At 29.0% G+C, this 13,444-nt stretch carries 10 protein-coding genes; 1 reads left to right on the top strand and 9 read right to left on the bottom strand.

The annotated features are described in order from the left end of the window. Nucleotides 1–553: 553 nt before the first annotated feature. The 4 genes from WJW32_RS09745 to WJW32_RS09760 all read right to left on the bottom strand — a co-directional run bounded on the left by WJW32_RS09745 (nt 554) and on the right by WJW32_RS09760 (nt 5,014). Nucleotides 554–1,387 carry a L,D-transpeptidase gene (locus WJW32_RS09745; RefSeq protein WP_340257774.1) on the bottom strand — a complete coding sequence of 278 codons (834 nt, stop codon included), beginning with the start codon at nt 1,385–1,387 and terminating at the stop codon, nt 554–556. A gap of 82 nt (nt 1,388–1,469) precedes the next feature. After that, nucleotides 1,470–2,708, bottom strand: a complete 1,239-nt coding sequence (locus tag WJW32_RS09750) for a DEAD/DEAH box helicase (RefSeq protein ID WP_340257775.1) — start codon at nt 2,706–2,708, stop codon at nt 1,470–1,472. 192 nt (nt 2,709–2,900) lie between these two features. After that, nucleotides 2,901–4,337, bottom strand: coding sequence for a HAMP domain-containing sensor histidine kinase (locus tag WJW32_RS09755; protein WP_340257777.1), 1,437 nt, complete (start codon nt 4,335–4,337; stop codon nt 2,901–2,903). Beyond that, complete coding sequence (locus tag WJW32_RS09760; RefSeq protein ID WP_340257779.1) at nt 4,337–5,014, bottom strand: response regulator transcription factor; 678 nt, start codon at nt 5,012–5,014, stop codon at nt 4,337–4,339. Before WJW32_RS09760 ends, WJW32_RS09755 begins: the two co-directional genes overlap by 1 nt. A 216-nt stretch (nt 5,015–5,230) precedes the next feature. Here WJW32_RS09760 and WJW32_RS09765 point away from each other — a divergent pair, with 216 nt between their 5' ends. Next, nucleotides 5,231–6,277, top strand: coding sequence for a YkvI family membrane protein (locus tag WJW32_RS09765; protein WP_340257780.1), 1,047 nt, complete (start codon nt 5,231–5,233; stop codon nt 6,275–6,277). Here WJW32_RS09765 and WJW32_RS09770 read toward each other — a convergent pair. From WJW32_RS09770 to WJW32_RS09790, 5 genes are all read right to left on the bottom strand, one after another. Next, entirely contained in the window at nt 6,270–7,214 is a 945-nt protein-coding gene (locus tag WJW32_RS09770; RefSeq protein ID WP_340257782.1) for a DMT family transporter, read from the bottom strand. The two genes, WJW32_RS09765 and WJW32_RS09770, sit on opposite strands and share 8 nt — an antisense overlap. A 322-nt stretch (nt 7,215–7,536) precedes the next feature. Continuing rightward, on the bottom strand, nt 7,537–9,012 hold the full coding sequence (locus WJW32_RS09775) for a 4Fe-4S dicluster domain-containing protein (protein WP_340257783.1): 1,476 nt from the start codon (nt 9,010–9,012) through the stop codon (nt 7,537–7,539). 180 nt (nt 9,013–9,192) lie between these two features. Then, the gene (locus WJW32_RS09780) at nt 9,193–10,545 is read right to left on the bottom strand and encodes a glucose-6-phosphate isomerase (RefSeq protein ID WP_340257785.1); all 1,353 of its coding nucleotides are present in this window, start codon (nt 10,543–10,545) and stop codon (nt 9,193–9,195) included. A gap of 92 nt (nt 10,546–10,637) precedes the next feature. After that, nucleotides 10,638–11,471 (bottom strand): carbon-nitrogen hydrolase family protein, encoded by an 834-nt coding sequence (locus WJW32_RS09785; RefSeq protein ID WP_340257787.1) that lies wholly within the window; start codon nt 11,469–11,471, stop codon nt 10,638–10,640. Between the two features lie 287 nt (nt 11,472–11,758). Beyond that, complete coding sequence (locus tag WJW32_RS09790; RefSeq protein ID WP_340257789.1) at nt 11,759–13,387, bottom strand: Na/Pi cotransporter family protein; 1,629 nt, start codon at nt 13,385–13,387, stop codon at nt 11,759–11,761. Nucleotides 13,388–13,444 lie beyond the last annotated feature (57 nt).

Below are 13,444 nucleotides of genomic sequence, written 5' to 3' on the forward strand. Positions count from 1 at the left end.
AACTATTATAATCCTATTCCTAACAGTGTTTGGAATCTCATATACCCTAGCAGTTTTATCTGCTTGAGCATAATCTGATATGTCTATAGTTTTTGCAATGTTTTTGCTGTTTTAGAAGAGTATCCTTTTATAATGAATTTTAATTTTAATATAGAGGATACCATATCTATTATTTCCTCAGTTCCATATCCGCTATCTCCGCGTATGATTAACTTACCTATTTTCAATTGTTATCTATATTTTTCCAAAGAAGAATTTAGAAGGTCTTTGAATCTATGTGAGCAATGAACATTTCCAGAATTGAGATATATTTGTAGCATTCATTCGCCTTAAAAGAATATTAATTTGAGATTGGTCAGGGAAACTATCCATGTTAAATAAATTTGCTGATAGTTTTTCAGTTCCGAGCTTTTCATNTTTTATTCTATGGTAAAAATAGGGGATGAAGTTTTAATTTTTAATAACCAACAGACCCTAAAAAAATAACCCAGATTTCGTTTGTACGAAATCTAGGTAGCTAATTTTGATTAATATTTTATGCCTTTAAATTATTCTAACTTACATGAACAGCAGTTTTATCAGGTATATAATCATATATCCACTTTGCATCCTCAACACTAAGTCTTACACATCCATGAGATAAAGATTTTCCAAGTCTTGAATCTACTACTCTTGTTCCTTTTGAATCAAATAATATTGAATGAAAATAATAATTCCCGTAGAAGTTGACCTTGTATTTAGCTTTTACCTTTCCATTATACGAAGTTAGCCATGGGGCCCTCCCCTTAACAGTAAAATCACCCTTAACAGTCGGAGTAGAGTCTTTACCATCTGTACAAACCATCTTCTTTTCAAGCTTCCACTCTTTAGATTTACCTTTGAATATATATACCATATTTTTCGCAGTATCTACCCATATAAGTCTATCCGTTTGACTACTTAAATTCTTAGTATTATTTACATAGGCTTGTACATTTTCTATATCTATTTCTTCTGCTGTTTTAACCTTAGGAGGCTCTATAGGAGTCTCTATTTTTATTTTGTCTACCACACTTACCTTTTGAGATTCACAAGTTACAACATTTCCATCTCCATCTTTAATACTAACCCCTACATAATAAGTACCTTCAGATGTAACAGGATATTCAAATACATTGCTTTCACTATAATCTTTTGTATAAATAACACATGAGTCCTTTAATATACTCCACTTATATTGCATATTACTTCCTTCAGATAAGGCCTTAAACCTTAGTAAATTTCCTGTAAACTCTGTCTGTTTTTCAGTAACAATTTGAGCATTCGTGATAGGTTGTCCATAAGATGTTGAAGACAAAAAAAATATAAATACCAATAAATACAATACACATGATTTGAATTTAATCATTTCATTTCTCCCCTTCGTGAAAAAATCTATATTGTAAATATATGACATTTATATTTTTTTTATACCTGCTTTATTATTTTATTTATCTTTTAGGTCTTTTATTTTTATTAAATCCGCTACCTTTTTTCTTGAAGCCAGTGCCTTTTTTATGAAACTCTTTTTTCTTAGGTTTAAATGCTTTTTTAACCTCTACAAAAGAATTTTCACTACCTTCTTTTTCATATCTTTGTTTTTGTATCTTCATCTCTATTCCCTGCTCTATATCCGCAAGTAAATTTTGATCCTTAGGAGCAATGAAAGTAATAGCAACTCCATCTTTACCAGCACGACCAGTTCTTCCTATACGATGTATATAGCTCTCTGCATCCTCTGGTACATCATAATTAAATACATAACTCATCCCATCTATATCAAGCCCTCTAGCAGCTATATCAGTTGCTACTAAAAACTGTAATTTAAGATCTCTAAACTTCTTCATTACTCTTTGACGTTTTGGTTGAGTTAAATCACCATGAAGTTCGTCTGAATCATATCCTCTTTCATTTAAAGCTTCATTAAGGATTTGAGCACGACGCTTTGTACGACAGAATATTATAGCCATAAAAGGCTTATGCTCATCTATTGCATGGCAAAGTGCATCTTGCTTTAATCTGTCAGTAGTCTCAATAACTATCTGTTGTATTTCATCTAAAGTTACCTTTTGACTTTCAACCTTAATAAATTCAGGTTTTTTCATATATTTTCCTGATAAAGACTTTACTTTCTTAGTTAAAGTCGCTGAGAAAAATAATGTTTGTCTTGACTTGTTACTGTTATTGATTATTTCTTCAATCTCATGTATGAATCCCATATCTAATATTTGATCCGCCTCATCAAGTACAAGTGTTTTTAAATTTTTAAAGTTTATAGTCTTTCTTCTAAGATGATCTGCTAATCTTCCAGGAGTACCTATTACTAAATGAATGCCTCCCTTTAGCTTGTTAATTTGCTTTTCAACATCTTGTCCACCGTAAGCCGCAAGTATATTAATATTCTTTGCTTCTTGTAATTTTTTAGCTTCATTAGTAATCTGAATAGCAAGCTCTCTTGTAGGTGTAACTATTAAAGCTTGTACAGTACCTTTATTAGGATCCATCTTTTCTAATATAGGAAGTAAAAATGCTAGTGTCTTACCCGTTCCAGTTTGTGCTTGAGCCATAACATCCTTGCTTTTTAATATAACAGGTATAGTTTGTGCTTGAATAGGAGTAGGCTCCGTTATTCTGTTTTCTTGTAATACATTTTGTAACTCTTTACTTATTCCAAGATTTGAAAATTTCATAATAAATATCATTCCTCTTTTAATTTATATTTAAGTTCTTTTTTTATCAACGCTGATATCCCAATTTTTTTACATAGGATTTATTAAATATACTAAAGTAATTTATTTTATTCAAATTAACTTTAATATATAAATATAAACCCTATGTATGTTTTCAATGCCAAATTTTATTTTAACACATATTCACTTAGTTTATAAGCATTTATCTACATTAAACCAAAACTTAACTCCATTTTCGACATTTAAAACACCATATTCATTGTTGTGAAGCTCTTGAATTGCCCTAACTATAGATAGCCCAAGACCATATCCTCCATATTCTCTAGTCCTTGCCTTATCTACTTTATAAAAACTAGTCCATATCTTATCTATATCATTCTTAAATATAGGTTTTCCTGAATTAAATATAGATACACCTATTTTATCATTATTTTCGTATATACTTATTTTTATAATATTATTATCATCAACATAATCTATTGCATTATTAATAAAATTAACTAAAATCTGTTCTATTCTAATATTGTCTGCAAAAACATTTCCCATATAGTTTTTATCCAGTCTTAGATCTATATTCTTTTTATCAAATATGTTTTTATACTTAATAATAGTTTGATCTACCAAATCACATATCTTAAATTTCGTTTTTTCCAATTTGAAATATCCAGATTCTATCTGAGAAAGATTCAAAAGATCTTTAACCAATATATCCATCTTTTTAGCCTCATCTATTATTACATCACAGTAAAACTCCTTATCCTCCTCGTTGTCCATAACATTTTCCTTTAATCCTTCTGAGTATCCTTGTATTAAAGATATCGGGGTTTTAAGTTCATGTGATACACTAGATATAAATTCTTTCCTCATATTATCTATTTTTTTCTTTCTCTCTATATCCTCTTCAAGTTTTTGATTTTCTTGATACAGATTAGATATAGCCCTATCCAGTTCACCTGATAGATAATTTATATTATTTGCAAGCTGACCCACCTCATCGTCCGTATCAACTATGCATTTTTTAGAAAAATCTAAGTTTGCCATATTCTTAGTTATATCATTCAAATGAAGTACAGGTTCTGTAAACTTTTTGGAAAATATTAACGCCCATATCATTCCTATTATTATAGCCAATAGTCCCGTAAATATCATAAATTTATTAGCTATATTAGCGCTTTCAGATATAGCTATCATAGGAATTTTAAGTATTAATATGTCTTCATTATTTAAAATACTTGTAAGAGCTAAAAAATCTATATTTAGTTTTGAATCAGATTCTAGTGTGAATACATACTTTCTATTAATATTCATTATGCCCTTTGTATGCATAGAATTAAATGCTCTTTTTGCATACATTCCAACTGATGTATACTTAACATGTCTATTTGGACTTATTATAGCTATATTTGCGCCTATTGTATTTCTAATAATTTCAAGATCTATATATATATCTTCTATATTTCCAGTATATATAGAGTCTATTTCTTTACTAGCATTTATTAAAATATTTTTCTTTTGCTTTATATAGTATTTTTCTAAGTAAGTTGAATTAAGTCCCCATAAAAGAACTACAAATATAACCACTATACTGGTTATCCCTATGAATAATTTTGTTTTTATAGATTTTTTCACTATTTCTCTACCTCAAATCTATAGCCTATACCTCTTACCGTATGAATCAAATCACTTTGATTTTCAAGCTTTATTCTTAGTCTATTTATGTGAGTATCAACAGTTCTAAGTTCTCCAAAATAATCATATCCCCATACGTTATTAAGTATTTGCTCTCTACTAAGTGCAACCCCTTTATTATTTATCATATATAACAATAATTCATATTCTTTAGGACTTAACTCTGCGACCTCATCTTCTACATAAACTACTTTAGCATTATCATCGATTTTTAACTTTCCAAATACTTGAATATCTTCTTTTTCTTCTTTACTTCTTCTAAAAAGTGCATTTACCCTTGCTACAAGTATTTTAGGACTAAATGGTTTTTTTACATATTCATCAGCTCCCATTTCAAATCCAAATAATTCATCAAATTCCTCACTTCTAGCTGTAAGCATTATTATAGGTACTCTAGATGTTTTTCTTATATTCCTACAAACCATCCACCCATCGTATTTTGGCATCATAACATCTAGTATAACTACATCTATATCCTTTTCTTTTTCAAATAAATCAAGAGCTTCCTCGCCGTCATTAGCTTCTATTATAGAATATCCTTCTTTTTTTAAAAAATCTGATACTAACTTTCTCATTCTCTTTTCATCATCAGCTATTAATACTTTTTTAATATTCATAATATCCTCCTACAATTACAGTAAAACCAAATAACTTTTAGTTTTGGATAAATCTCTTATATAAATTATAACCTATAGTGCGTAGTATTAATATCTTTCTATTGAGCTCAAATATAAATATTATTGAAACACCTTCTATTTTTTGTTAATATTTTGCAATTATACTATTTTCTATACATACACTTAATATAAAAGCTTATATTACGGAGGGATACTATGAAAAACAACTCATATATCAAAATCGCAAGTATTTATGTGGGTACCATAATAGGTGCAGGATTTGCTTCAGGACAAGAGATTATGAACTTTTTTGGAAAGTTTGGAGTAAATGGTCTAATAGGTATAATAATCGCAACTGCTTTATTCTGTTTAATAGGAAGTATAATACTCGTAACTGCTCATACTAATGGAATAGCTAGTTATAATGAACTTTTAGAAAAGATATTCGGAAAAAGAATAAGTAAGATAATAGATTTTTTGATAATACTATTTCTAATAGCTGGCTATTGCATAATGTTAGCTGGAAGCGGTGCTATATTTGAGGAACAATACAATATAAATGCTAATATAGGTATACTATTTATGGCAGTAGCTACATTTATAACATTTATTTTCAGTGTAAAAGGTTTATCTGCTGTAAATACCGTAATAGTTCCGTTCTTATTGATATCAATAGTTTATATAGGGGCAAATGTTATTTTGCATGAAGATATCTGTATAAATACCTTAAAACAAATTAATACAACTGGAAATTACAAATTCATAATATCATCCGTAACTTACGTTGGATATAACATGATACCCGCTTTAGTAATACTTACATCTGTTGGTTCTCTAGTTGATAGTAAAAAAACTGCTATAAAAGGAGGAGTACTTGGTGGATTATTTCTTGGAATACTAGCTTTATTCATACTAATGCCATCTCTTATACTTTACAATGATATCTCTACCTTAGAACTTCCAATGTTAAATATATCAAGTTATTCAGATTCCAGAGGAAAATATTTATATTCTATAATACTTTGGTTTGCAATGTTTACAACTGCAATAGGAAATGGATTTGGAATTATAACTAGGGTAAAACCTATATTTAATCTAGAGCAAAAAAAACTATGCTTTTTATTTTGCTTACTATCTATATTTTTAGCCAAATTTGGATTCTCAAATTTGATTATGGTTCTATACCCTGTATTCGGATATATAAGCTTTTTGATAATAATATGTGCTTTCTTAAAGTTTGTATTTAAAAGGAACGCTATTTAAGCGTTCCTTTTTCTATTGTTTCTTCATCTATCTTTTCTTTTTTCTTAATATTAAGTATAACTATAGATCCTATAACCATAAACATACCTATTACCTGAAAGATTTCAAGGACTTCATTGAATACAAAGTATGCTACAATTGCTGCTACCACAAGTTCTAACGACACTATTATACTGCACACACTTGCTTCTATGTACTCAACCGCCTTTACATAAGATCCATTGGCTATTATAGTATTAAAAAAACCTATTACTATAATATTTTTTATTATAAAGTACATGTTATTTGTATTTTTAAATATACTTACAGTATTTTTAAAGTCTACAAAAAATATTAAAAATAAACTTCCAAATAAAAATGAATATGCCAAAAGACAATCTTTATCATATTTTTCATCAACTATTTTAGCAAGTATTCCTTGAAGTGCAAATGAAAATCCAGATATGAGTCCAAATACTACTCCCTTTAAGCTAAGTGAAAAATTACCGAATTCATATCCCTTTGCTATCATAAAACAGCCGAATAAATTTAATACTATAGCTATTATTTTGTTTTTATTTATATCTTCTCCAAATATAAAATGAGATAAAATTACTACCCAAATGGGACATGTAAACATCAAAACAGTTCCTATAGACACTGAAACATAATTTATGGATATATTGTATGATATAAATGTTAATGCAAATGCACTTATCCCATAAATCACAAAAAATATTATTCCTTTTGAATCAACCTTCAAGCTATTCGGTTTTTTCTTTAAACAGTATAAAAAATAGAATACTGCTGCAATTAGTGTTCTAAAAAAAGAAACTGCAAACGGATCAAAATTTAAATTTCCTAAATTTCTAGTAGGCACACCCATGTACCCCCAAAACACAGCCGCTATAATGACTAGTACAAATCCTTTTTTCTTGTTTTTATCTATATTCTCCATACTCCCTCACCTCATATTATGTTTTTGTGCACTATGATTATAACACCATTAAGGTATTTTGTGGAAAATTTTTCCCTAATCAAATTAATATAATACCAAAGAACTAATCAAAATTACCAATAAAACTAACTGGTTAGATACTGTCAACTTTCAAACAAGGATGTTTTTTGTAATAGTTATATTAATATTATTAGCTATATTATCTATAGTCAAAGAATCTAAAAAAAGATAAATAAAATTATAAAAAGAATAAGAACTAAATTAATATTCAGAATATTAATTTAGTTCTTATTCTTTTTATGTAAAACCAAAACCTTATTTTCTATTTTGTATAAGACTTTTTAAATTCTCTATCTAAGTTAACTTCACTAATATTTATATTTCTTATCGAATCATTGATTCCATATTTTACAGAACTTTGTCCATATTTTTCTACTTCCATTTTGTCCTTAGGGCTCTTATTCATCACTCCTGCGCCTCCAATACAACCTCCACTACATGCCATTCCTTCTATGAAATTTGCATTTAATTTATTTATATTGGCTATTTTTAAAGCTTTATCACACTCTTTTATTCCATCGCAAATTATTGGATTAAATTCAACATCTAATTTTTCTTCTTTAATTACTTGTTTTACAGCTTCTACCAGGCCACCTGTTCTAGCAAATATTCTTCCATAAAAAGAAGCATCTTCTAAAATTTCTTCTTCACTCTCATTAACATCTATATTCGCAGCATCTAACATAGCTTGTAATTCTTCAAATGTCAAAACATAATCTGTACTCCCTTTTACATCATCCTGCATAATTTCCATTTTTTTAGCAGTACACGGTCCTATAAAAATTACTTTAGCCTTAGCATCTTCATTTTTTATAATTCTTGACATAGCAATCATCGGAGAAACCGAATCCGAAATTTTATCTATAATATTTGGATAATTTTTAGTAATATATGAAACAAAAGCAGGACAACACGAACTAGTCATCAATCCATTTTTATCAATAGTATGAGCAAATTCGTTCCCTTCATGTAAAGCTACAGCATCTGCTCCAACAGCTGCTTCTAAAACATAATCAAACCCTAATTTTTTTATCGAATTAAATATTTTTCCAACCCCAACATCTTTTAATTGACTAGAAATAGCAGGTGCAACAACAGCATAAACATGAAAATTTTCTTCTTTTGATTTTTTTAGTATATTAATAACATCTACTATAAATGATTTATCCATAATTGCTCCAAAAGGACATGTGTATGTGCATGCACCACACTGTATACACTTATCATTATCGATAACTGCTTTTTTATTTTCATCAATAGACAATGCATTAGCACCACAAGATTTTCTACAAGGTCTCATTACATCCGAAATTGCATTATAAGGACATACATTTTTGCACTTTCCACATTCAATACACTTATTATTATCTATATATGCTCTGTGTTCAACATGATAAATAGCTCCTACAGGGCATACCTCTGAACATTTATGAGCAAGACACCCTCTACATGCTTCAGTAACTGTGAATCTATTTACAGGACACTCTTCACAAGCGCTATTTATAACCTCAATAATATTCTTATTTTTCTTATTTCCTCCCATTGCAAGTTTTACTCTTTCTTTTACTATTTCTTTTTCTTTATAAATACAACATCTTGTTATTGATTTAGGACCTTTAACTATTTTTTTATAAATAGTTCTATATTCTTTATCTAGGGTTCCTTTTATAGCAAGTGTTGCTACTTCTTTTAATATCTCATGTTTTATTATTTGAACTTGACTTTCAAATTTTTTCATTTTTATCCTCCTTTTATTACCATGTATAAATATCAATTATTTTAGTATAATTACATACTATCTAGTTATAATTATACTCCAGCCAACAAATTCTTTCAAATTTTTCTATAAATTAAAAATTATGTAAAAAAATAAAAGGTGCAATATTAACATTGCACCTTTTACCCCAAAATTATATTTCTATTTATTTAATCTTTTTTCTAATTCTTCTTTTTCTTTTTCATATCCAGGTTTGCCTAAAAGTGCAAACATGTTTCTCTTATAAGCTTCAACTCCTGGTTGATCAAAAGGATTAACTCCTAATATATATCCACTTATAGCACACGCCTTCTCAAAGAAGTACACTAAATATCCATAATTGTACTCATCAAGCTTAGGTATGTTTATGACTAAGTTAGGAACATTCCCATCAGCATGCGCAAGTACAGTTCCTTCAAAAGCCTTCTTATTTACAAAATCTATAGTCTTTCCTGATAAATAGTTAAGTCCATCTAAATCTTTATCATCTTCTTTTATAGTAGCTTCTCTTTTTGGAGTTTCTACATTAAATACCGTCTCAAATAAATCTCTTCTTCCATCTTGTACATATTGTCCCATAGAATGTAGGTCTGTTGAAAAATCAACTGAAGCTGGGAATATACCTTTTTGGTCTTTTCCTTCACTTTCTCCATAAAGTTGCTTCCACCATTCACCTATAAAGTGAAGTGCTGGTTCATAGTTTACCATAAGCTCTATATTTTTTCCTTTTCTGTGAAGAATATTTCTAACAGCAGCATATTGGTAACAATTATTATCTGCTAAGTTTTCATTGTCATAGTCAACACGAGCATCATTTGCACCTTTCATAATTTCATCTACATTTATTCCAGCTGCAGCTATTGGTAAAAGTCCTACTGCTGTTAATACAGAGAAACGTCCACCTACATCGTCTGGAATTACAAAAGTTTCATATCCTTCATTTTGTGCAAGTTGTCTTAATGCTCCTTTTTTAGTATCAGTTGTTGCAAATATTCTCTTTTTAGCTTCTTCTTTTCCATATTTATTCTCTAAATATTCTTTAAATATTCTAAAGCTTATAGCAGGCTCTGTTGTAGTACCAGATTTCGATATAACGTTTACAGATACATCCTTATCCTTTATAACATCCATTAAATCCATTATATATGTAGAACTTATATTATTACCTACAAAATATATTTCAGGATACTGTCTATCTTCCTTAGTTAAATTATTTCTAAAGGAATGGCCTAACATTTCAATAGCCGCTCTAGCCCCTAAATAAGATCCACCTATTCCTATTACTAGTAGTACATCTGAATTTTCTTTTATTCTGTTTGCTGCCTTTTTTATTCTATCAAATTCTTCTTTATCGTAATTCTGAGGAAGGTCTACCCATCCTAAGAATTCATTTCCCGGTCCTTTTTTAGTGTGTAACAAATCATGAGCCATTTTTATACTAGGCTGCATAAAATCGATTTCTTCTTGTCTTACAAAATCAAGTGCATTATTATAACCAAAACTTATTTTCTTCATATTGATACTCCCTTCGTAAATATTAATTCAAATTACATTATAATTATATATTAAATTCACAAAAATTTCTAATATAATTTATATCTTTTATTTTATTCTTTTGTATTAATATCATATACATCCAATCTTCTGTGTTTTAAAAGAGGTAATTCTGCCCTTACCTTATCTAAATACTTTAAATCTATATCAGAATACAATATATCTTCACTCTCATCTAATTGCCCTATAATTTCTCCAAATGGATTACAGACAGTACTATGTCCGTAAGCTAGATATGTCTCATCATAATTTCTCGCTGGACTTGCGGCTGCAAAATATATTTGATTATCTACAGATCTATTTCTGATTATAATATCCCAGTGAGCAGGCCCTGTAATATTGTTAAAAGCAGCTGGAACTATTACAAGTTTTACATCATTTTGAACCATAATTCTAAATATTTCTGGAAATCTCATATCATAACATATAGCAATCCCTACTTTACAATACTCTGTATCAAACATAGTTATGTTTTCTCCGTAAGAGAATGTATCAGATTCCTTCATATACACTCCACCCTTTATGTCTATATCAAATAAATGCATTTTTCTATGTTTAGTTATAATATTTCCATCTTTGCCTATAACATATGAAGTATTGTAATATTTATCTCCATCTTTTTCAGGAATAGAACCCGCCACTATATATACATTGTGTCTTTTTGCTATTTTTGATATAGATTTAAGCGTAATACTACTAGCTTCTTCTTCAGCATATTCTTTGAATACATCATTTCTATAAGGGCATATAAACATCTCACCTAAAGAAATAATATTTGCACCATTACTAGCTGCCTCTTCTATAAATTCTAAAGCTTTTTTTAAGTTGCAATCCTTGTCATCCTTTACCATAGTTTGACATAAAGCTATTTTAAAATTTTTAGACATATAAACTCCCCCTCTTATTTTATCTATAAAATTTTTTATTATGTATTCAATTAATTATAAACTAAAAAATGACGCTCATTGAAATGTTAGCTACTTTTTTGTTAATATTTTTCTATAAATCATTAGATTGTGATGTTTAAATATCCGTCAAGAAACTTCTTTGTCTGACCTTAAGGGAGTTTAAGAAGTTTTAGAATATCTAATAAGACACAATCTTTAATTTTATAAAAATATTGACTAAGTAGCGGTATTTCAATGAGCGTCATTTTTGACTTAACCACTATATCTTAATGTTGTTTTACAGTTTGAGCATCCACTACAGCTCTTGCTATATTAGATGAGTGATCTCCGATTCTTTCCATATTACTGATTATTTCCAAAAATATTATACCACTTTCTGGATTACATAAGCTATTATTCAATCTATATATATGCGTTGTTCTGCATGTTCTTTCCATTATATCTATTTGTTCTTCCATAGATATTACTTTGAACGCTAAATCTATATCATTAGTTTTCATACATTTTAACGAATTGCTATACGCTTCCATAACCTTATCAAACATGTTTTTAAGTTCTTCTATAGCTTCCTTAGAAAAAGGTATATCCTTTTCTATTCCATCAACAACTAACTCTGCAATATTATCAGCATGATCTCCTACTCTTTCAATATCATTTACAGTATTAAATAGTCCATCTACTATCTCTCTATTGTCTCTAGATATCGCTTTATTAGATAATTTAATTAAGTAATCTATAATTTCTCTTTGTAGAGCATTTATCTTTTTTTCTTTTTTAAATGTTTTTTTAGCTTCTTCTTTAGACCAGTTGAAAAGTCCATTCATAGCATTGTCTAAAGATTTTTTAGCTATATTCCCCATATGTAGACATTCTCTGATAGTATTTACAAGTGCTATAGATGGTGTTTCAAGTATTCTACTATCTAAATACTTAGTAACTTTATCGTTATTTTCATCTTCCGTCTCAGGTAATAACTTCATAGCGAACTTGACTATAAGTGGAGCAAACGGGAATAAAATAACAACATTTATAACGTTGAATAATGTATGTACATTTGCTATTTGTCTTGTTACATCAGTTGCATTCATTTTAGTTACAAGTGCAATTGTCGGTTTACTTAATATAATTGCGAATATTAGTGTTCCTAATATATTAAAAGTTAAGTGCATAATAGCTGCTCTTTTAGCATTTTTTGTTGCCCCTATACTCGATAGTATAGCAGTTATACACGTTCCTATGTTTTGTCCATATAATATAGGAAGTGCAGATGATAATGGTAATAATCCTTCTGATGAAAGTGCCAATAATATACCCATAGCAGCACTACTACTTTGAAGTATCACAGTCATTCCAAATCCCATAAAAACTCCTAAAAATGTGTTGCTTCCAAATCCAACTAGCATTTCTCTAAAAGCTGGGAACTCTCTTAAAGGCTTCACAGCATCCTTCATAAAGTCCATACCTATAAATAATATACCAAATCCTATTAATATTTCGGCTAATTGTTTGTTTTTTTCTTTAGATGCAAATAAATATATCACCATACCTATACCAACTGCGGCAGGTGCTAGCTGCGTTAACTCAAATGATACAAGCTGTGCTGTAACAGTAGTACCTATATTTGCCCCCATTATAACACCTATAGCTTGACTTAATTGCATTATACCCGCATTAACAAATCCAACTACCATAACAGTCGTTGCACTACTACTTTGTATAATACCTGTAACAAATACACCAACCAGTACTCCCATAAATCTATTACTAGTTAACATTTCTATTATTTTCTTCAGTTTCTCTCCAGCTGCTTTTTGAAGACCTTCTCCCATTAAATTCATTCCATACAAAAATAAACCTAATCCACCAAGTATACCTAGTGCTATATTTATAGCCATTATTAGTCCTCCTTGAATTTGTAATCTGTGTTTTTTACTGTCTAATTGTATCAAATT

Source organism: Tepidibacter sp. Z1-5, from assembly GCF_037844525.1.
Taxonomy (GTDB): domain Bacteria; phylum Bacillota; class Clostridia; order Peptostreptococcales; family Peptostreptococcaceae; genus Tepidibacter_A.